This window comes from Rubrobacter marinus, from assembly GCF_011492965.1.
Classification (GTDB): domain Bacteria; phylum Actinomycetota; class Rubrobacteria; order Rubrobacterales; family Rubrobacteraceae; genus Rubrobacter_F; species Rubrobacter_F marinus.
On sequence record NZ_CP045121.1, the window covers coordinates 710,120 to 730,061 of the forward strand.

Below are 19,942 nucleotides of genomic sequence, written 5' to 3' on the forward strand. Positions count from 1 at the left end.
CCCGGCCGTCCCCCTAGCGGTCCAGCAGCCGGGCGAGAATCCCGCGGGATCTCAGCCGGTGAAGCTCCGCCTCGGCCTCCTCGAGCTCGGCCTCGATCCCGGCGATGCGCTCGATGCGCTCCATGAGCATCAGCCGCTCCTCGGCCGCCGCCCGGAGCTCCAGCACCTCGTCCGTGAGGCGCCGCCGCTCCCCGACTCCGGCCTTGAGCTCGTCCCGGAGCCTGAGGTTCGTCGCGCGGACCTCCTTGAGCTGGCCGGCGAGCCCGCCGGCCTCCTCCCGGGCGCGCGCCAGCTCGCGCGCCAGCTCCAGCACCGCCGCCCCTGTCCTCCTCAGCAGCGCCTCCGGGGGGACGCCCCCGTCCGGGCCAGCTAGGCTCCGCGCCTCCTCCTCCGGGATCCCGAGCAGGAGAGCCGCCTCGGCGGGTGGGATGGAGGGTTCCTCGCTCATCCCGGTCTAGCCCCCGGCGTTCTCGGCGCCCGGCGTGGGCTCGGGCTCGAAGCCGGCCTCCTTTACGGCGCCCTCGATCCGGGTGAGCTCCGCCTCCCCGCCCTCGTAGGAGACGGCGAGGAGGCCCTTCTCGGCGTCCACGTTCGCCGCCCGTACCTCGCCGATGCGCTCGATCGCGGTTTGCAGGCGCTCGGCCTCCCCGGGATCGGCGAGGCCGCGCACCACCAGCGTTACGTCGGGCATTTTCCTCCCTCTGCTCGGAAGCTTCCAGCGCCGCCTTCGGCGGCTCTCGGCCGTCAGCTTATCGCTTGCGGACCCGGCGTGTTCCCGGGCCCGCCTTCCCCGACGGCCGAGGGCTACTCCTCCGGCTGTTCCCCGGGCCTGGTGGTGAGGGCGAGCTCCCTTCCGCCGCGCATCACCTTCAGGGCGACGTCCCGGCCTATCGAGGGGCCGTCGAGGCGGTTGAGGAGGTCGTCCGTGGAGCGGATGGAGGCGTCGCCGAAGCCCACGATCAGGTCTCCCGGCCGCAGCCCCGCCCTCTCGGCCGGGCTGTTGGGGGCGACGCTCTCGACCTGCGCGCCCGCGCCGCCGGAGCCGTCCTGGACGGCGCGGGTGACGACGCCGACCCCGAGAAAGGCCCGCCGGACCCGCCCCTCCGTCACCAGCGCGAAGACCACGCGCCGGAAGGCCGCCGAGACGGGGACGGCGAAGCCTATGCCCTGGGCGCCGCCGATGATCGCGGTGTTTATGCCGACAACCCTGCCGGAGGCGTCGGAGAGGGGGCCGCCGGAGTTGCCCGGGTTGATGGCCGCGTCGGTCTGGATGACGTTCTCTATGAGGCGCCCCCGCCGACCCCCCTCGCCCTGGCTGCGGATGGAGCGCCCAAGAGCGCTGACCACGCCCGCGGTAACGGTCCGCTGGAACCCCAGAGGGCTCCCGATCGCCACGACGAGCTGCCCCACGACGAGGTTCTGCGCCTCGCCCAGCGGGGCCACGGTGATGCCCTCGGCCGGCGCATTGAAGCGCACCACGCCGAGGTCGCTCGCCGGGTCGTCCCCGAGCACCTCGGCGTCGACCGTCGTCCCGTCCACGGTCGTCACCGTGAGGTTGCCGGACGCCTCGCCGCCCCGTCCCTGCGCCTCGGCCCTGCGCAGGCCGCGCACGACGTGGCTGTTCGTGACGGCGGTCGCGGTGCCCTCGTGGGAGCCGAGGATCACGCCGCTCCCGCCCCCGCGCCCGGAGTTCGTCCCGATCGAGACGACCGCCGGTCCGAGCCGGTCCGTCACGTCGCGCACCGTCCGCGAGTAGACGTCCAGCTCGTCCCTCTCCAACCTGGAACTTGCCTGAAGGTTCTCGAAAATCTCCATGTACCGTTCATACCGTATCCGGGGGAGAAAGACACCCGGAAGAAGGTCTAGCCCGGCGCGGCGGGGCTGGAGGCCCGGTTGGTGGTACACTCTCATGGCTACACGATAAGAATTTACGTCCACGATCTGCGAGATGCCGGCCGTTCTCTGAGCATCTCTTTTTTGTGCCCGTGTCCTCCCTCGGTCGCCGAGTGGCCACCCCAGACGTACGGTTTTTGTGGTGGCGCTTGTTGCGAACAGCGAGAGAGAGGAACATCAAGATGGTAGAAACCTACGCTCCGAACGAGGCCCGCGGGGCCTCCTTCACCGACCTACCCGTCTCCGACGGTATCCGTAAGGCAGTATCGGATCAGGGCTGGGAGACCCCGACGCCCATCCAGGCGCTGGCGCTGCCCGCGCTCCTCGACGGCGAGGACGTCGTCGGCATGGCCCAGACCGGCAGCGGCAAGACCGCCGCGTTCTCGATCCCCCTCATAGAGGCCGTCGGGCCGAAGGCGCGCGGCGTCCGGGCGCTCGTGCTGCTGCCGACGCGCGAGCTCGCCGCTCAGGCGGCCCGGGAGATCGAGAGCCTGTCCAAGTACGCCCCGGTGCGCCCGATCGTCCTGTGCGGCGGCGTCTCGATAGGGCCCCAGATCAAGGCGCTCAAGAGCCGCTCCAACTCGGTGGTCGTCGGGACGCCCGGGCGCATCCTCGACCATTTGAACAGGGGCACGCTCGACCTGAAGGCGGTGAGCTACCTCGTGCTCGACGAGGCCGACAGGATGCTCGACATGGGCTTCGCCCCCGACGTCGGCCGCATCCTCTCGCACACCCCCAAGGACCGCCAGACCGCCCTGTTCTCGGCGACGATGCCGAAGGAGATCCGGGGCATCGTCGGGCGCCACATGCGCTCCCCGCGCTGGCTCAAGGTCGAGTCCGAGACGACGACCGTGGACACGGTCGAGCAGGTCTACTACCGGGTCGGCGGCCGCGACAAGACGCGCGTCCTCAGGGCCCTCCTCGACGCCGAGGAGAAGCCGCTGGCGATTGTGTTCCGCCGCACGAAGCACGGGGCGACGAAGCTGCACCGCCAGCTCGAGCGCGAGGGCTACAGGGCGGGCCTCCTGCACGGCGGCAAGTCCCAGTCGCAGCGCGACAAGACGCTCGCCGCCTTCTCCAAGGGGCGGACGGAGATCCTCGTGGCCACGAACGTGGCCGCGCGCGGCCTCGACGTCCCGAACGTCTCCCACGTCTTCAACTACGACCTCCCGGAGGACCTGGAGACCTACGTGCACCGCATCGGCCGCACGGCGCGGGCGGGCAAGGACGGGATCGCGGCGACGCTCGTCGGCGACGCCGAGGTGAGGGACTTCGAGAAGATCCGGCGCGCCCTCCCCGTCGAGGTGCGAGAGAGCGAGCCGCCCCTCTCCGCGGCCTAGCGAGCGGCGCCTTGGAGACGCCCGGTGCCGCCGGGCGTCTGCTCTATAATCGTGCCCCATGAGCCCGCTCCTGGATAGAGCCCTCCTCCCGGCGGCCGTCGTGGCCGCCAGGGCGGCGGGGCTGGCGAGCCGGACGCTCAGGCGCGGGGGAGGCTCCACGATGCCGGGCGTGGTCGCCCGGAGGGTCTACCCGAAGGTCCTCTCGCGCCTCTCCGGGGGGCTGCCGCGCGGCTCGGCCGCCGTCACCGGCACGAACGGCAAGACGACCACGACCCGCATGGTCGCCAAGATCCTGCAGACCGCCGGCATCAGGGCGGTGAACAACTCGACCGGGGCGAACCTCGTCACCGGCGTGACCGCGGCCCTCGTCGCCGACTCCTCGCTCTTCGGCAAGCCTCGCTCGGAGATGGGCCTCTTCGAGGTCGACGAGGCGAACGTGCCGAAGGTGGCCTCCGAGGCCGCGCTCTCGCTGCTCGCCGTCCTCAACCTCTTTCGCGACCAGCTCGACCGCTACGGCGAGCTCGCGTACACCGCGAAGGTCATCGCCTCGTCCTTTCCGGACCTGCCCGAGAACGGCTCCGTCGTCCTGAACGCCGACGACCCGCTCGTCGCGAGCCTCGGGCACTCCGCCGCGAGGCCCGTCTACTTCGGCGTCGACGAGCCCTCGCTGAACACCGGCACCCTCCAGCACATCGCCGACTCCAAGGACTGCCCGGTCTGCGGGACGGCCCTCTCGTACGCGGCGGTCTACTTCGGGCATGTGGGCCTCTACCGGTGCCCCAACTGCGGCTTCGAGCGACCGGAGCCCCTCTACAGGGCGACGCGGGTCAGGATGGATGGGCCGCGGGGGACGGACTTCCTCCTGACGACGCCGCACGGCGGGGTCGGGGTGAGGATATCCCTCCCCGGGCTCTACAACGTCTACAACGCCCTGGCGGCCGCGACCGTGGCGGGGGAGATGGGGGTCCGTCCGGCCGAGATCGCGCGCGGGTTGAGGGCGTTCGGCGGCGCCTTCGGGAGGGTCGAGCGGGTGAAGGCGGACGACAAAGAGGTCTTCCTGCTCCTCATAAAGAACCCCGTGGGCTTCAACGAGATCCTCCGGACCTTTCTCGCCGGCCCCGACGGGCGCTCGTCCGGTCCGCGCAACGTCCTTATAGCCATAAACGACAACGACGCCGACGGCCGGGACGTCTCCTGGCTCTGGGACGTCGACTTCGAGATGCTCTCCGGGTCCGACGCGGAGACGAACTTCTTTGTCACCGGCATCCGGGCCGAGGACATGGCCGTGCGCCTAAAGTACGCCGAGCTCCCCGTCCGGTGGGCCGTCCCGGACCGCAAGCAGGCCCTGAAACGCGCCCTCGAAGCCACCCCGCCCGGCGAGACCCTCTACGTCCTGCCGACCTACACCTCCATGCTGGAGCTCCGCCGGACCCTGAGCGACCTCGGCCACACGCACCCGTTCTGGGAGGACAAATAGGTCGAGGGTGAGGGCCGCCGGGCGGGGCTCGCTACCGGCGTCCGGGGGCGTTGCCCGGGTGCCACTCGGGGAGCGCCCAGCCGACGTGCGTTCGCACGGGGAGGTCCGTCGGCTCCTCCACGAGGTAGAAGCCGCCCTCGGGCGGGTTGTCGAAGTCGAGCGTCCGGCCCGCGTGGGTGTGGACCTCCAGGCGGCGCAGGTGGTAGGTACCGGGTTTCGGGTCGTCGGGGGGATCTCCGGGCTGCTTGAGCAGCGCCGTCTGCAGGCGGGCGTCCCGCGCCTTCTCCTTCTTCTCCACCTCGCCCTCGAGGACCACCTCGTACCCGGACTCCTCGGCGACGAAGACGGCGAGGACCGTGCGCACGTTCGCCTTGCAGGTGAACTGGACGATGTACATGATCGGGTCTCCGGGCACGAAGGTAGGGCCGACCTCGCTGCTCACCCGTTCCTCCTTCCGAGCCTCACCCCGTAATGGTAGCCGCCCTGCGTCGATCTCGTCGGGAACCGACGCCTGAAGGCTCGTCCGAATCGGCCCGGACCATCCTCCCCTACGGGGCGCCGAGCGCGCCCGAGGACGGGGAGGAGCGCAGGGTCCGGCGGCCGAGGTCCGGTCTCGTGTGTGGCGCGGCGGGGGTGGTCGCCGGGGGGCTTTGGTAGCGCTACCGCTGACCGCCGTTCGGGTCCGTCGCGCGGAACGATCTCACCGTCCGCTGCGCGAACGTCCGGCTCTCGAAGTCCCCCTCCCGCAGCCAGGCGTGCACCTCCTCGAAGCTCCAGTACGCCGGGTGCTCGGGCGTCGTGGAGCCCGGCGTCCTCGTGGCCGGCAGCGCCGTGCGGCCGGAGCCCTCGGCCCTGCGCCGCAGCCAGGCCAGGCCCGCCTGGGCCGCCAGGGTCGCCACGCCCACCGCCAGCGCCCTGCCGACGGGCTTGAGCTCGTCGGGCAGCAGGGCCCGGAGCGGCGCCGGCGGGCCGTTCTCCGGCCGGCGGGCGAGCTGCTCGCCCACGGTCAGGGACGTGCCGCAGGCCCCGCAGAAGCGGTTCTCGGGCGGGTTGCCGCTCCGGCACTCCGGGCAGGGGGTGGTGCGCTCCTCCATCGCCTCGTCCTTTCCTCTCGCTCCTTTGCCGGCCTTTATACCAGCCCTCGGACCTGCGGCCGGTCGGGGACGCGGCACCTCGAAGCTCGTCTGCGGCGTGAGCGCAAGGTGAAGGGAGGTTATCCTTAGGGTCCAGACGCGAGCACGAAGGGGCCATGCATTGGAACGACTCAGGCTTACGATCCAGCACCTCTACGCGGACATGATGAACCTCTACGGGGACCGCGGGAACGTCATCTCGATCAAGAAGCGTTGCGAGTGGCGCGGGATCGAGGTAGAGGTCGTGGACGTCGGGCTCGGGGAGCCCATCCGTCCGACGGGGTGCGACGTCTTCCTCTTCGGCGGAGGACAGGACCGCGAGCAGACCCTGCTCGTCGACGACCTCTCGGGGGCGAAGGGGAGGGAGCTGAAGGCCATCGCCGAGGACGGCGGCGTGATCCTCGGGGTCTGCGGCGGCTACCAGCTTATGGGGCACTACTACGAGACGCCGGAGGGTGAGAAGCTGCCGGGGGTCGGCATCTTCGACATGCACACGCGCCCGCGCAGGCCGGACGAGCCGCGTCTGATCGGCAACGTCCTCGCCAGGGTGCGCCCCCTAGAAGGCGAGGCGGACGCGACGCCCCGCGAGATCGTCGGCTTCGAGAACCACGGCGGGCGCACCGAGCTCGGGGGCGGCACCGAGCCCCTCGCCGACGTGATCTCGGGCTACGGCAACAACGGCCGGGACGGCACCGAGGGCGCCCGCCGGCTCAACTCCTACGGCACCTACCTCCACGGCTCCTTGCTGCCGAAGAACCCCTGGCTCACCGACCAGTTGATCCTGAACGCCCTGCGTCGCACGGACGACTCGTTCGAGCTCGAACCGCTCGACGACGCAGCGGAGAAGGCCGCCTTCGCCTCCGTGGCCGGGAGGGTGCGGGCCGGAAAGGGCTAGCCTCGCAAGGTCTCGCCCCTCCCGAGCCAGCGGCCAAGAAGCCGGACGTACCCCTCGAAGTCCTCCCGGTGGACGCTGTGCCCGGCCTCGAACGTCTCCACGACGCCGTGCTTCAGCGCCCCGGCGACGGCGCTGCGCTCGGGGTCGAGCATGTACGAGCCCCTGTCCGGGCTGCCGAGCACGAGCAGGGTGGGCATCTCGAGGGCCCCGATCTTGGCCGGCAGGTCGAGCCCGCGCAGGCCGCCCCGCACCAGCGCGGCCACGGGCCCGGCGTCGCAGGCGAGGCCGCCCGCCACGCTGTTCGCCACGTCCTCGTCGCTCCAAGAGGGGTTCTCGGCGCGGGCGTCGCGGAGAGCGGCTCCGGGATCTTCCTTCGTGCGCGCGATGCCTTCCTCTACCTCCCGCGTCACCCCTTCGAAGCCGGTGGCGCCGCCCTTGGAGTCGGGCGGCTCCTCTAGCACGAGACTGCGCACGAGGCCGGGGCGCTCGGCGCAGAGCCCCAGGGCCGTCAGCGCGCCGAGGGAGTGGCCGAGCAGCACGTCTATGTGCTCGCCGGGGGCCAGGAGCGGCGCGACCGTCTCGTGGACGTCGGCGGCGAGGTCCGCGAGCCCCTCGCCGCCGGACATCCGGGGGCTCTCGCCGTGCCCGCGCAGGTCGACCGCGACGGCGCGCCAGCCCCGCTCGGCGAACCAGGGCCCGACGCGCCAGAAGGTGGCGGACGAGGCGGTGACGCCGTGCACGAGGACGGCGAGCGGGCGACCCTCCTCGCCCCAGCCCCGGGTCGCGAGCCTCAGAAGCTCTCCACGGACGGCCGGAGGTCGAGCTCCAGCGTCCAGGCCGTCGGGTCCTGGCGGTGGAGCTGCCAGTAGGCTTCGGCGATGGCGTCGGGGGAGAGCATCGTGCTCTCGTCGCGGTCCGGCGACATGCCGCGCACCCTCGGCGTGTCGATCTGCCCGTCTATCACCGTGTGGGCGACGTGGATGCCCTGCGGCCCGAACTCCCGGGCCATGGATTGCGCGAGCGCCCTCAGGGCGAATTTGCCCGTCGCGAGCGCCGCGAAGTTCGCCGAGCCGCGCAGGGCGGCCGTGGCGCCCGTGAGGATGATCGTCCCGCGCCCGCGCTCCACCATCGCGAGCAGCACCTGCTGGGCGGCGTAGAAGGCGCCCGCGCAGTTGGCCTTGAGGCAATTATCGAAGTCGGCGGGGCTTACGTCGAGGATGCCGCCCATCCTGAACGCGCCCGCGTTGTAGACGAAGACCTCCGGGTCGCCGAGGGAGCCGCGGACGCGCTCGAAGGCTCGTGCCACGGAGGACGCGTCCGTCGCGTCGGCCTCGACCGCGAGCGCCTCGCCGCCGGAGCGTTCGATCTCCTCGCGCACGGGGGCGGTGCTCTCCTCGCTGCGGGCCAGGAGGGCCACCCCGAAGCCCTCGTGGGCGAAGCGGCGCGAGATCGCCGCCCCGAGCCCGGGTCCAACGCCCAGCACCGCCGCAACCCTCTCGCTCATCCCATCTCCTCCTGGATCTTCTTCAAGCCGTCGCGCAGGGCCTCGTAGGGCTGCGCCCCGACGATCCCGTAGCGGCCCTCGACCACGAACGTCGGCGTCCCGGTGATGCCGTACTCCCGCGCCCGGCGCATCGCGTTCTCGATCCGGTCCTCGTAGTCCCCGCCGTCGAGCACGCGCATCGCCTCGTCCGGGTCGAGCCCGGCTTCCTCGGCCAGCTCGCGCAGCACCTGGTCCTCGCCGAGGTTCCGATCGTCGGCGAAGTACGCCTCGAAGGCGGGCAGATGCAGGCGATCGAAGACCCCGTTGTCCCGGGCGTACTCGGCCAGGCGCAGGACCTTGTTCGAGTTGGACATGACGCTCGGGACGTCGCCCATCGGCAGCCCGAGCTCCTCGACCCTCTGCTTCAAGCCCCGGTAGGACTCCTCGAACTGCGACGGGTCGCGCCCGAAGTACTCGTGCAGGGGGATGCCCTCGGGCGGGGTGTCCGGGTGCAGCTCGAACGGCGTCCAGGTTATCTCGAGGTCCAGGTCCGGCTCGCTCTCAAGCTTCTCGACGAGACCCTCGCCGACGTAGCAGTAGGGTCATATGTAGTCCGAGAAAATCTCCACCCTCATCTTCGCTCTCCTCCCGTTCGCGGACCCCGCGATGCTACCATGCACCGCCGGCCCCTCCTTCGAATCCGTACGCCTACCCTTACCCGTCTGGAACGGTTCGCTCCGGAGCGGACCTCGCCGCGCTCTCCCCCGTCGGGGGACCGCTAGACAAGGAGAAGTCCGGGTCGGCCCCCCGGATCGCCCGTGCATCGTGGACGCCCGAGGGATTCTCCAGACCTCAGGCGCCCTTGGCGCCGGTGACCAGGGACATGCCCGCGTAGACGGCTGCGAGGCCGAGGGCCACCTGGGCGAGGGAGTAGAAGAGGGCGGGCGCGTAGCTCCCCTTCGAGATCAGGGCGAGGGTCTCGTAGGAGAAGCTGGAGAAGGTCGTGTAGCCGCCGAGCACGCCGATGGCGAGGAGGGGACGGGCGCCCGCGGGGAGCCCGCCTATCTCCACGAGCCCGAATACCACCCCGATCAGGAACGACCCCGAGACGTTTACGAGGAACGTCCCCCAGGGGAAGCCCGGGCCGAGAAGGGCCAGGACCCAGGCTCCCAGGAGGTGGCGGGAGGCGGCGCCGAGGGCGCCCCCGCCCGCCACGAGCAGGAGGTTGTACAACGGCTAGCCGGTCGTGCTGGCCTGGCGGCCGAGGTCTCGGGTCACCAGGTCGGCGTCGGACGGGTAGACGTCGAAGTCGAAGATCTCGGTCGGTATGCCGACGGTCGCGCAGCAGTTGGGGATGTCGACGATGCCCCCGATCCTGCCCTCCACCGGCGCCGCGCCGAGCAGCAGGTACGCCTGCTCGCCGGTGTAGCCGAGCGTCTTGAGGTACTCGATGGCGTTGAGGCAGGCCCGCCGGTAGGCGACGGTGGCGTCCATGTAGCGGTTCGTCCCGTCTTCTTCCACCGAGATGCCCTCGAACATCAGGAACTCGGAGTAGCGGGGCTCGACGGGGCCGGGCTTGAAGATCGGGTTCGTCATCGCGTACTTGGCGACGCCGCCCTTTATGAGGTCCACCCCGAGGTCGATAAAGCCGCCCATCTCGATGGCGCCGCAGAACGTGATCTCCCCGTCCCCCTGCGAGAAGTGGAGGTCGCCCAGCGACAGCTTCGCCCCCTCGACGTAGACGGGGAAGTAGATCCGGGTCCCGCGGGAGAGGTTCTTTATGTCCACGTTCCCGCCGTGCTCGCGCGGCGGTACGGTCCGGCACGCCTCGGCGGCGACCCTGTCGAACTCGCTCTGAGGCAACGTTCCGAGGAGCGCGTTCTCCGGGTTCGGCGGCAGGGCGAGCGCCGGGACGCGGTCCGGGTCGGTCTGTATGAGGGCGCGCTCGCGGCGGTTCCACTCGGCGAGGAGGTCGGCCGAGGGGGCGCAGCCTATGAGGCCGGGGTGGGAGAGGCCGGCGAAGCGGACGCCGGGGACGTGGCGGGAGGTGGCGAAGATGCCCTTGAAGTCCCAGATCGCCTTGTGGGCGTCCGGGTAGTGGTCGGTGAGGAAGCCGCCGCCGTTCGTCTTGTCGAAGATGCCGGTGTAGCCCCACGAGGCCCCGGCGAGCTCGTCGGGGGCGGTCCCGGGCAGGTGCGGGCCGAGGTCGAGGATGTCCACGACGAGGACGTCGCCGGGCTCGGCCCCCTCGACGTAGACCGGCCCCGAGAGGACGTGGCAGCGCATCAGGTCCACGTCGCGCACGTCGTTGGCGTCGTCGGAGTTCTTGATCTGGCCGTCCGTCCACTCGCGGCAGTCCATCCGGAAGTCGTCGCCGGGCCGGACGGTCGCTATCTCGGGAATCTCGGGGTGCCAGCGGTTGTGCCCCGGGGTCTCCTGCTCGAACATGCTCTTGGTCTGGTCTATCGGAAAGACGTTCTGCGGCATCTTCCGTTACGCCCCTTTCTCGTCCGGGTGCTCACCGGACGCTCTCCCTTTCGGCGACATCTTAGCAACGATAGTACCCACATGTATCCTGAGTCTTTGGCCCCGTGCGCCAGATTTCCGGCCGCGCGGCCGGAGGGGTTCGGCCACCCTCTTCTTACGCGAGCCCCTGGCGTGGGATAAGCTGCCGACCGTACGGCGTGAACGCGTGGGAACGGAGACCCTGGTTGCCCCTGTACGAGTTCTGCTGCGAGGCGTGCGGCCCCTTCGAGAAGTTCCTCTCTTTCGGCGAGGCGGGCGGGTCCCGGGGGTGTCCGGCCTGCGGAGCCGAGGCGCCCCGCGTGTACTCGATGCCCGGCGTGGTCTCGGTCTCCGCCGCCGAGAGGAAGGCCCGGCTCATCAACGAGAGGGGCTCGGAGCCGAAGGTGGTAAAGAAGACCGGGGAGGCGGCCCGGCCCGGTCCCGCGCGCGGCGGCGGCAGGCCTTGGCAGATCGGACACTAGGCCCGCACCGAGCGGCGACGGGCGCTACCCCATCCAAGAAGGAGGCCATGCGGTGAACGACCACGAGGTGTTCGAGCTCGGCGACGTCGTCCTCCAGAGGGGGGCTACGCTCCGTGACGCGAAGCTCGCCTACAAGACCTACGGCACGCTGAACGCCGAGAAGAGCAACGCCATCGTCTACCCGACGTGGTACTCCGGGCGGCACTGGGAGAACGAGTGGCTGATCGGGCCCGGCATGGCCCTCGACCCGGAGCGGTACTTCATCATCGTCCCGAACATGCTCGGGAACGGCCTGTCCAGCTCCCCGAGCAACACCCCGCCGCCCTACGACAAGGCCCGCTTCCCCCGCGTCACCGTCCACGACAACGTCTCCGTCCAGCACAGGCTCGTCACCGAGGTCTTCGGCATCGAGCATCTGGCCCTCGTTACCGGCTGGTCGATGGGCGCGGGCCAGACCTACCAGTGGGCGATGAGCTTCCCGGAGATGGTCCCGAAGATCGCGCCTTTCTGCGGCTCGGCGAAGACCAGCGAGCACAACATCGTGTTTCTGGAGGGCGTGAAGGCCGCGCTGACGGCGGACGCGGCGTGGAACCACGGCTGGTACGACGAGCAGCCCACGAAGGGCCTGCGCGCGATGGCCCGCGTCTACGCCGGCTGGGGATTCTCCCAGGCCTTCTACTGGGACCGGGTCTACGGGGAGATGGGCTACTCCTCCCTGGAGGACTTCCTGGTCGGCTTCTGGGAGGGCTTCTTCCTCGACGGGCGCGACGCCAACAACCTCCTGACGATGCTCTGGACCTGGCAGCACGGGGACATAAGCGCGACCCCTGGGTTCGGGGGCGGCTACGACGAGGCGCTCGCCTCCATAGAGGCCCGGGCGATCGTCATGCCCGCCGAGAAGGACCTGTACTTCCCGCCGGAGGACGAGGAGTACGCCGTCCGGCGCATGAAGAACGCCGAGCTGCGCGTGATCCCGGGCGTCTGGGGCCACTTCGCCGGCGGCGGCCAGAACCCCGTCGACGCCAAGTTCATCGACGAAGCCCTCAAGGAGCTCCTGGCCACCTAGCGCGGCCCCTCATCGTGGCGACCTGCACCTACCACGAGACGGAGATCTGCTCCCTCTGCTGCGCCCTGGAGAAGGACCGCGAGGACGAGTGCAAGAAGCCCATCGCGCTCGGCCGCAAGCCGGGGACCGCGCCGGCGTAGCGGGAGGACGTGTACCTTTTGTTGCGTAGGGACGCCGCCAGCCGCAGAATGCTCGTGGTGATGGACGGTGCGCGGGACACGCGCCGACCCGACGAGAGGAGGGTTTCGTGTCCGAGACGAAGAAGACCACGGCCATGCATCCGCTGGAGCCGTTGAGCGCCGAGGAGATCTCGGCCGCAGCGGAGGTCTTGCGCCGGGAGGGCTACGTCGGCGAGGGGTGGCGCTTTGCGGGGATCGTGCTGAGGGAGCCCCACAAGGAGAACGTGCTGAGGTTCGAGGCCGGCGGTAGGGATTTCGACCGCGAGGCGGACGTGGTGGCGATGGACCCCGACGGGGAGACCTACGAGGCGGTGGTCTCGCTCTCCGAGGGGAGCGTCACCTCGTGGGAGCACGTGCCCGGGGTGCAGCCGGGGGTCCTGCTCGACGAGTTCGACGAGAGCGAGCGGGCGTGCAAGGAGGACCCGTCGTTCAAGGAAGCGATGGCGAAGCGCGGCATCGAGGATCTCGAGCTCGTCTGCGTAGATCCCTGGTCGGCCGGCTACTACGGCGAGGACGCCGAGGGGCGGCGTCTGATCCGCGCCCTCGTCTACGTTAAGCTCGACCCGGACGACAACCCGTACGCGCACCCCGTGGACAACGTCGTGGTCGTGATGGACCTCAACGAGATGAAGGTCGTGCGCGTCGAGGACTACGGCGTCGTCCCCGTGCCGCAGAAGAGGGGCAACTACTCGCCCGAGGACGTCGGTGCCCTTCGCGAGGACCTGAAGCCGATCGAGATCACGCAGCCAGAGGGCCCGAGCTTCGGGCTGGACGGCCACGAGGTCCGCTGGCAGAAGTGGCGCTTCCGCCTCGGCTACACCCCGCGCGAGGGGCTCGTGCTGCACAACGTGACGTACAACGACCGCGGCAGGGAGCGTTCGATCCTCTACCGCGCCTCGATCTCGGAGATGGTCGTGCCCTACGGCGACCCGTCCCCCGTGCAGTACCGCAAGAACGCCTTCGACGCCGGGGAGTACAACATCGGGGTCCTGGCGAACGCGCTCGAGCTCGGGTGCGATTGTCTCGGCGAGATCCGCTACCTCGACGCCGTCGTCTCCGACGGCCACGGCAACCCGGTGACGATGAAGAACGCCGTCTGCCTGCACGAAGAGGACTTCGGGATGCTCTGGAAGCACACCGACTTCCGCACGGAGAAGGCCGAGGTCCGCCGCTCGCGCCGCTTCGTCGCCTCGTTTATCGCGACGGTCGCCAACTACGAGTACGGCTTCTACTGGTACTTCTACCTCGACGGCAAGATCGAGTTCGAGGTCAAGCTCACCGGCATCGTCTCGACCGGCGCTCTCCAGCCCGGAGAGAAGCGGAAGTACGGCCAGACCCTCAACGACGACGGCCTCTACGCCCCCATCCACCAGCACCTCTTCAACCTCCGCCTCGACATGGACGTGGACGGCCCCACGAACTCCCTCTACGAGGTGCACACGGAGGCCGAGACGGGAGAGGACAACCCGCACGGCAACGCCTTCTTCGCCAGGAGCACCCTGCTCGAGAGCGAGAAGGAGGCCCAGCAGATCGTCGACCCGATGTCGGCGCGCTACTGGAAGGTCGTCAACCACTCCTCCCTCAACGCCGTCGGCGAGCCCGTGGCCTACAAGCTCGTCCCGCACACGAACGTCCTGCCGTTCGCCCTCCCCGAGGCCTACGTCATGGCGAGGGCAGCCTTTACCACGAAGCACCTATGGGCCACCCCGTACGAGCCCTCCGAGATGCACGCCGCCGGCGACTACCCCAACCAGCACGAGGGCGGCGCGGGGCTGCCCGAGTACACGAAGGACGACCGCTCGATACGGGATACCGACGTCGTCCTCTGGTACACCCTCGGGTCCCACCACACGGCACGGCTCGAGGACTGGCCCGTCATGCCGGCCCAGTACGCCGGCTTCGCCCTGCAACCGGCCGGCTTCTTCGACGAGAACCCGGCGCTCGACGTGCCGCCACCCGGAGGGAGCGGTCACTGCCACCACCACGGTTAGAGGGGAGCGGGGGCGCGCGTCTCGGCGCCCCCGTGGTCCAGACAAGGGCTGATACGGGGACCTTACCGAGGTCGAGAAGATGCTCGAGTAGATGGGCGTGGCCAGGGACAAGCCCACGATCCTCTACTGCCTCAAAGGCGCCCGTACCTCGAACACCTACCTCGCCATAAAAATGCTCGGCTACGACAACGTCCGGACCTGCTTCGGCTCCCGGAACGGGTGGTCGCGCGCCGGTGACCTGCCCATGGAGAGGGGCGCGCCGCAAAAGGTAGCGAGCTAGCCCCAAGGGGCGCGGAGGGGCCGCCCCCGCCTCCGCGCCCCGTTGTACGGATGTCCAGGAGATGCGGCGCCGGAGAGCCGTCCCATTTAGCCCGCGGGCCGGAGACGGCACGAGGTGCCAGGTCCTAAGATGCTCCGAGCCTCCGTAGGAGGGGTGCAGGCGACGCCGGAGGAGGGGCCGTGAAGCTCTCGCCCATGGAGCAGGAGAAGCTGATGATCTTCACGGCCGCCGAGGTGGCCCGTCGGCGGCGCGACCGCGGTCTCAAGCTCAACTACCCCGAGGCGGTCGCACTCATAAGCGCCGAGCTTCTGGAGGGCGCCCGCGACGGCCGGAGCGTGGCCGACCTGATGAGCTTCGGGGCGACGATCCTGGGCCGCGACGACGTTATGGATGGGGTGCCGGAGATGGTCCACGAGGTCCAGATCGAGGCCACCTTCCCGGACGGCACGAAGCTAGTCGCAGTTCACGACCCGATAATTTGAGGGAGAAGGGGAGGACCGCTTGATCCGCGAAGACGTGACCGAGCTTATTCTGGAATCCAGGCGCGAGAAGGGCCTCACCTTCGCCGCCATCGCCGGGAAGCTCGGCAAGCCCAAGGTCTGGACGACCGCCGCCCTCCTCGGCCAGCATCCGATGGACGCCGGGACGGCCGAGACCGTGGTGGACCTCATGGACCTGCCCTCGGAAGCCGCGCCGGTCTTGCAGGAGGTCCCGATGCGCGGCTCGCTGGACACCGACGTGCCGACCGACCCCACGATCTACCGCATCCACGAGATCACGCAGGTCTACGGCACGACCATCAAGGCCCTCATCCACGAGGAGTTCGGCGACGGCATCATGAGCGCCATCAACTTCAACATGGAGATCGAGCGCGTCGAGCACGAGGGGGGAGACCGCGTAAAGATCACCTACGAGGGAAAATTCCTCCCATACCAGTGGAGCTGAAGGGCCGATGATCCCCGGCGAGATGCTCCCGAACGAGGGCGAGGTCGAGATCAACGTCGGCCGCGAGACGACGACCCTCACGGTCGCCAACACGGGCGACCGCCCGATCCAGGTCGGCAGCCACTTTCACTTTTTCGAGACGAACAGGGCTCTGCGCTTCGACCGCGAGCGCGCGTACGGGGCGCGCCTCGCCATCCCGGCCGGCACGAGCACGCGCTTCGAGCCGGGCGACGAGAGGGAGGTGGAGATCGTCCCCATCGGCGGGCGCCGAATCGTGCGCGGCTTCAACGGCCTCGTCGAGGGCGCTTTGGACGATCCGGGGGTGCGCGAGGCGGCGCTGGAGCGGGCGCGCGAGAGGGGGTTCGCGGGTTGAGCGGGCTCTCGAGGAGGCGCTACGGGGGAATGTTCGGGCCCGCGGCCGGGGATCGGGTGCGCCTCGCGGACACCTCGCTCGTCGTGGAGGTGGAGCGGGACCTCACGCTCGCGGGGGAGGAGGCCGTCTTCGGGGCGGCAAGTCCGTGCGCGACGGGATGGCGCAGGGGACGGCGACGCGCGCGGAGGGGGCGATGGACCTCGTCGTCTCCAACGCGCTCGTGATGGACCACTCCGGCATCTACAAGGCGGACGTGGGGTGAGGGACGGCCGGATCTCCGCCATCGGCAAGGCCGGCAACCCGGACACGATGGACGGGGTGACGGTGGAGATCGGGGCTTCGACCGAGATCCTCGCCGGCGAGGGCAGGCTCCTCACCGCCGGCGCCATCGACGCCCACATCCACTTCATCTCCCCCAGCAGGCCGACCACGCGATCGCGAGCGGCGTGACCACCATGATCGGGGCGGTACCGGCCCGGCCACCGGCACCAACGCCACGACCTGCACCCCGGCGCCTGGAACCTCGCGCGCATGCTCGGCGCCGTGGAGAACCTGCCCCTGAACTTCGGCTTCCTCGGCAAGGGCAACTCCTCGAACCCGGAGGCCCTGCGCGAGCAGGTCCTCGCCGGGGCGTGCGGCCTCAAGCTGCACGAGGACTGGGGGACGACGCCGCAGGCCATCCGTACCTGCCTCGGCGTCGCCGACGAGACGGACGTGCAGGTCGCCATCCACACCGACACCCTCAACGAGTCGGGGTTCGTGGAGGACACGAAGGCGGCCTTCGAGGGGCGCACGATCCACACCTACCACACCGAGGGCGCCGGCGGCGGCCACGCCCCGGACATCATCGAGCTCTCGGGCGAGGCGAACGTCCTGCCGAGCTCGACCAACCCGACCCGCCCCTACACCGCCAACACCGTCGACGAGCACCTCGACATGCTCATGGTCTGCCACCACCTCAGCCGCGACGTGCCCGAGGACGTCGCCTTCGCCGAGAGCCGGATCAGGGCCGAGACCATCGCCGCCGAGGACGTGCTGCACGACATAGGGGCGCTCAGCATGATCTCGTCGGACTCGCAGGCGATGGGGCGGGTCGGGGAGGTCTGGATCCGCACGCTCCAGACCGCGAGCAAGATGAAGGCGCAGCGCGGCCCCTTGCCCGAGGACTCCGAGCGCAGCGACAACCACCGCGTCAAGCGCTACCTCGCCAAGCTCACGATCAACCCGGCCGTAACCCACGGGGTCGCCGAGCACGTCGGCTCCGTCGAGGTGGGCAAGCTCGCGGACCTCGTCCTCTGGAGCCCGGCGTTCTTCGGCGTCAAGCCGGACCTCGTCCTCAAGGGCGGCTTTATCGCCCACGCCCAGATGGGCGACCCGAACGCCTCCATCCCGACCCCCGAGCCCGTCTTCGGACGCCCCATGTTCGGCGCTCTCGGGGCCGCCCCGTCGCAGACCAGCCTCACCTTCGTCTCCGGGGCCGCCACGGAGAACGGCCTGGCGAAACTACTCGGCCTGAGGAAAACGCTCGTCCCCGTGCGGAACACCCGAACATTGAAGAAGACCGACATGGTCCACAACGCCCTCCTGCCGGACATACAGGTAAACCCCGAGACCTACGAGGTACGGGTGGACGGGCAGGTCCTGACCTCGGAGCCCGCCGCCGAGCTCCCCCTGGCCCAACGGTACTTCCTGTTCTGATGCGCGGCGCCCCCCTACTGCGCGCCCTCCAGGTCTCCGACACCGCCTTCCCGACCGGCGCCTTCTCGCACTCGATGGGCCTCGAAGCCTTCTACGAAGCGGGGGAGCTGGCCGGCGCAGAGGACCTCGACCGCCTCGCGCGGCTCCACCTCTCCTCGCTCGCCACCTCGGACTGCGTCGCCCTGCGGGCTGCGTACGCCGCCGATCTCGAAGAGTTGTTCCGGGTAGACGCTCTCCTTTCGGCGACCAAGCTCACCCGCGAGCTCCGCGCGGCGAGCTCCTCCACGGGACGCCGCTTCCTCGCGAGCGTGGTAGCCCTAGGCGTCGAGGACGGGACGCTCCTCGCCCTAACGCGGGCCGCGCGCGCCGGGGAGACGCCGGGGAATGCGGCGGTCGGCTACGGGGCAGCCGCGCCCGCGCTCGGCATGGGGGCGGACGAGGCCGTGCTCGCCTACCTCTACGCGAGCGCCGCCTCGCTCGTGGCGGCGGGGCAGAAGCTCATTCCCCTGGGCGGAGGCGCGGCGCAGAGGATCCTGTTCGGGCTCGCGGAGGCGCTTCTGAAGGCCTCGGAGGAGAGCGCCGGGCTGGAGGCGGACGACATGTACGCCTTCGCCCCGGCGGTGGACGTCCGCTCCATGCTGCACGAGCGCCAGCGGACGCGGTTGTACATCTCGTGAGAGCCCGAGTCGCGCGGCTCCTCACGTTCCGGTTACGTATCGAGGAGGACAAGGATGCTTAGAAGAGAAGGACCCCTGAGGCTCGGAGTCGGCGGGCCGGTCGGCTCCGGCAAGACCGCGCTCGTCGCCGAGCTCTGCCGCCGGCTGGGCGGCGAGCTCGAGCTCGCCGCCGTCACCAACGACATCTACACCCGCGAGGACGCCGAGTTCTTGCAGAGGGCCGCGGTCCTCCCGGAGGGCCGGGTGGCGGCCGTCGAGACCGGGGGGTGCCCTCATACCGCCATCCGCGACGACGTCTCCATGAACCTCGAGGCCGTCGAGGCCTTGGAGCGCGACTTCGCGCCCCTCGACCTCGTCTTCGTCGAGAGCGGCGGCGACAACCTCGCCGCCTCCTTCAGCCCGGAGCTCGTGCACGCCTCCATCTACGTGATCGACGTAGCCGGCGGCGACAAGGTGCCGCGCAAGGGGGGCCCCGGTGTCACCCGCTCCGAGCTCTTGATCGTCAACAAGACTGACCTTGCCCCCCTCGTAGGCGCCGACCTCTCGGTCATGGACCGCGACGCGAGAGCCCTGCGTGGCGAGGCCCCTACCCTCTTCGCCTCCGTCCTCCACGGCGACGGCATGGAGGACGTCGTCGGCTGGGTCCGGGCGGCCGTCGAGCACCGCGAGTGGGTCCCCGCCACCTCCACCGCCCGGGCCGACCACCATCACGGCGACGGCGCGCACGCTCACTAGGCGAGCGGGCCAGCGCGGGCTCCTCCGGCTCTCCTTCGAGGAGCGCGGCGGGAAGACCGTCCTGGCCGGCCGCTACGCCGGGGCGCCGTTCGGGTCGGTGCGCGCGGGCTACGGGGACGGCTCCGGCGCCGCCGAGGTCCAGGTCACCAACCCCTCCGGCGGCATCCTCGGCGGGGACGAGCTGGGGATGGAGGTCTCCCTCGCCCCCGGCTCCTCTGCCACGGTCCTCACCCAGGCGGCGAACAAGGCCTACGGGGGGCCCGAGGCCCGTCAGGACGCGGCCTTCGAGGTGGGGGAGGGCGCCGCGCTGGAGTACATGCCCCACCACCTGATCCCCTACGCCTCCTCGAACTACCGCCAGGAGACGAGGATACGCCTCGCGAAGGGCGCGATCCTCCTCACCTGGGACGCCGGCCGCGTCGCGCGCGGCGAGAGGTTCGCCTACGCACGCCTCTCCTCCCGGACGCGCATCATGCGAGACGGCCTCCCCGAGGTCGTCGACGGCTTCGACCTCCCCGCGGGCGGCGAGCCCTTCGGCGGCTACTCCTACCTCGCCGGGCTCTACGTCCTCGCCCCTTTGGACCTCGCGCCGCTCGCGGACGAGCTGCACCATGCCCTCCTCCCCGGCGCCCCACGCGTCCTCGCCTCCGCGAGCGCCCCCTCGTCCGGGCTCTGCGCGGTCCGCGTCCTCGCGCGCGACGCCACCGCTCTATATCGGGCGTTAAACGTTTGCCGGGCGCTGTCGAGGGCGCGTCTCGGGCTGGCGCCGCCGGTCAGGGAGGTGTGGTAG

The 19,942-nt window shown here is 70.3% G+C and carries 24 protein-coding genes and 1 pseudogene; 15 read left to right on the top strand and 10 right to left on the bottom strand.

Translation table 11 applies throughout. The annotated features are described in order from the left end of the window. Positions 1-13: 13 nt before the first annotated feature. From GBA65_RS03555 to GBA65_RS03565, 3 genes are all read right to left on the bottom strand, one after another. Positions 14-448 (bottom strand): hypothetical protein, encoded by a 435-nt coding sequence (locus GBA65_RS03555; protein WP_166395409.1) that lies wholly within the window; start codon positions 446-448, stop codon positions 14-16. A 6-nt stretch (positions 449-454) separates the two neighbouring features. Then, on the bottom strand, positions 455-691 hold the full coding sequence (locus GBA65_RS03560) for a heavy-metal-associated domain-containing protein (protein ID WP_166395410.1): 237 nt from the start codon (positions 689-691) through the stop codon (positions 455-457). Positions 692-804: 113 nt separating this feature from the next. Next, entirely contained in the window at positions 805-1,815 is a 1,011-nt protein-coding gene (locus tag GBA65_RS03565; RefSeq protein ID WP_166395411.1) for a S1C family serine protease, read from the bottom strand. A 260-nt stretch (positions 1,816-2,075) separates the two neighbouring features. On the opposite strand from GBA65_RS03565, the gene GBA65_RS03570 reads away from it, so the two are divergent. Both GBA65_RS03570 and GBA65_RS03575 read left to right on the top strand, forming a co-directional pair. Continuing rightward, positions 2,076-3,233, top strand: a complete 1,158-nt coding sequence (locus GBA65_RS03570) for a DEAD/DEAH box helicase (RefSeq protein ID WP_166395412.1) — start codon at positions 2,076-2,078, stop codon at positions 3,231-3,233. 58 nt (positions 3,234-3,291) lie between these two features. Next, positions 3,292-4,710, top strand: coding sequence for a Mur ligase family protein (locus GBA65_RS03575; protein WP_166395413.1), 1,419 nt, complete (start codon positions 3,292-3,294; stop codon positions 4,708-4,710). A gap of 31 nt (positions 4,711-4,741) precedes the next feature. Here the strand turns inward: GBA65_RS03575 and GBA65_RS03580 are convergent, their stop codons facing one another. After that, positions 4,742-5,152 carry a hypothetical protein gene (locus GBA65_RS03580; RefSeq protein WP_166395414.1) on the bottom strand — a complete coding sequence of 137 codons (411 nt, stop codon included), beginning with the start codon at positions 5,150-5,152 and terminating at the stop codon, positions 4,742-4,744. Between the two features lie 217 nt (positions 5,153-5,369). Continuing rightward, positions 5,370-5,804, bottom strand: a complete 435-nt coding sequence (locus tag GBA65_RS03585) for a hypothetical protein (protein ID WP_166395415.1) — start codon at positions 5,802-5,804, stop codon at positions 5,370-5,372. 160 nt (positions 5,805-5,964) lie between these two features. Here GBA65_RS03585 and GBA65_RS03590 point away from each other — a divergent pair, with 160 nt between their 5' ends. Further along, positions 5,965-6,738 (top strand): type 1 glutamine amidotransferase, encoded by a 774-nt coding sequence (locus GBA65_RS03590; protein ID WP_228281650.1) that lies wholly within the window; start codon positions 5,965-5,967, stop codon positions 6,736-6,738. Here the strand turns inward: GBA65_RS03590 and GBA65_RS03595 are convergent. From GBA65_RS03595 to fmdA, 5 genes are all read right to left on the bottom strand, one after another. Further along, on the bottom strand, positions 6,735-7,478 hold the full coding sequence (locus GBA65_RS03595) for an alpha/beta fold hydrolase (protein WP_166395416.1): 744 nt from the start codon (positions 7,476-7,478) through the stop codon (positions 6,735-6,737). The two genes, GBA65_RS03590 and GBA65_RS03595, sit on opposite strands and share 4 nt — an antisense overlap. A 50-nt stretch (positions 7,479-7,528) precedes the next feature. Continuing rightward, on the bottom strand, positions 7,529-8,242 hold the full coding sequence (locus tag GBA65_RS03600) for an SDR family NAD(P)-dependent oxidoreductase (RefSeq protein ID WP_166395417.1): 714 nt from the start codon (positions 8,240-8,242) through the stop codon (positions 7,529-7,531). After that, the gene (locus GBA65_RS03605; protein ID WP_228281855.1) at positions 8,239-8,769 is read right to left on the bottom strand and encodes a DsbA family oxidoreductase; all 531 of its coding nucleotides are present in this window, start codon (positions 8,767-8,769) and stop codon (positions 8,239-8,241) included. The genes GBA65_RS03600 and GBA65_RS03605 overlap by 4 nt, the downstream gene beginning before the upstream one ends. A 304-nt stretch (positions 8,770-9,073) precedes the next feature. Next, positions 9,074-9,454 carry a fluoride efflux transporter CrcB gene (gene crcB / locus GBA65_RS03610; protein WP_166395418.1) on the bottom strand — a complete coding sequence of 127 codons (381 nt, stop codon included), beginning with the start codon at positions 9,452-9,454 and terminating at the stop codon, positions 9,074-9,076. Between the two features lie 3 nt (positions 9,455-9,457). Then, positions 9,458-10,708 carry a formamidase gene (fmdA, locus tag GBA65_RS03615; protein ID WP_166395419.1) on the bottom strand — a complete coding sequence of 417 codons (1,251 nt, stop codon included), beginning with the start codon at positions 10,706-10,708 and terminating at the stop codon, positions 9,458-9,460. Positions 10,709-10,932: 224 nt separating this feature from the next. Here fmdA and GBA65_RS03620 point away from each other — a divergent pair, with 224 nt between their 5' ends. The 12 genes and pseudogenes from GBA65_RS03620 to GBA65_RS03670 all read left to right on the top strand — a co-directional run bounded on the left by GBA65_RS03620 (position 10,933) and on the right by GBA65_RS03670 (position 19,942). Next, complete coding sequence (locus GBA65_RS03620) at positions 10,933-11,208, top strand: FmdB family zinc ribbon protein (RefSeq protein WP_166395420.1); 276 nt, start codon at positions 10,933-10,935, stop codon at positions 11,206-11,208. Positions 11,209-11,260: 52 nt separating this feature from the next. Beyond that, a complete protein-coding gene (locus tag GBA65_RS03625) occupies positions 11,261-12,274 on the top strand; it encodes an alpha/beta fold hydrolase (RefSeq protein ID WP_166395421.1) in 1,014 nt (337 codons plus the stop codon). A gap of 14 nt (positions 12,275-12,288) precedes the next feature. Beyond that, positions 12,289-12,414: a hypothetical protein gene (locus GBA65_RS24960; protein ID WP_266096539.1), complete on the top strand. Its 126-nt coding sequence runs from the start codon at positions 12,289-12,291 to the stop codon at positions 12,412-12,414. A gap of 134 nt (positions 12,415-12,548) precedes the next feature. Beyond that, complete coding sequence (locus GBA65_RS03630; RefSeq protein WP_407691058.1) at positions 12,549-14,444, top strand: primary-amine oxidase; 1,896 nt, start codon at positions 12,549-12,551, stop codon at positions 14,442-14,444. Positions 14,445-14,535: 91 nt separating this feature from the next. Then, positions 14,536-14,724 (top strand): rhodanese-like domain-containing protein, encoded by a 189-nt coding sequence (locus GBA65_RS03635; protein ID WP_166395423.1) that lies wholly within the window; start codon positions 14,536-14,538, stop codon positions 14,722-14,724. Positions 14,725-14,903: 179 nt separating this feature from the next. After that, a complete protein-coding gene (locus GBA65_RS03640; RefSeq protein ID WP_166395424.1) occupies positions 14,904-15,206 on the top strand; it encodes an urease subunit gamma in 303 nt (100 codons plus the stop codon). Between the two features lie 19 nt (positions 15,207-15,225). After that, positions 15,226-15,669: a cyanase gene (cynS, locus tag GBA65_RS03645; RefSeq protein ID WP_166395425.1), complete on the top strand. Its 444-nt coding sequence runs from the start codon at positions 15,226-15,228 to the stop codon at positions 15,667-15,669. 7 nt (positions 15,670-15,676) lie between these two features. Beyond that, a complete protein-coding gene (locus GBA65_RS03650) occupies positions 15,677-16,042 on the top strand; it encodes an urease subunit beta (protein ID WP_166395426.1) in 366 nt (121 codons plus the stop codon). A gap of 29 nt (positions 16,043-16,071) precedes the next feature. Next, a pseudogene (ureC, locus tag GBA65_RS03655) lies at positions 16,072-17,740 on the top strand (urease subunit alpha). Next, entirely contained in the window at positions 17,740-18,417 is a 678-nt protein-coding gene (locus GBA65_RS03660) for an urease accessory protein UreF (RefSeq protein WP_166395427.1), read from the top strand. Before ureC ends, GBA65_RS03660 begins: the two are co-directional and overlap by 1 nt. Before the next feature lie 54 nt (positions 18,418-18,471). Then, positions 18,472-19,152, top strand: a complete 681-nt coding sequence (gene ureG / locus GBA65_RS03665; RefSeq protein ID WP_166395428.1) for an urease accessory protein UreG — start codon at positions 18,472-18,474, stop codon at positions 19,150-19,152. Positions 19,153-19,249: 97 nt separating this feature from the next. Beyond that, on the top strand, positions 19,250-19,942 hold the full coding sequence (locus GBA65_RS03670) for an urease accessory protein UreD (protein ID WP_166395429.1): 693 nt from the start codon (positions 19,250-19,252) through the stop codon (positions 19,940-19,942).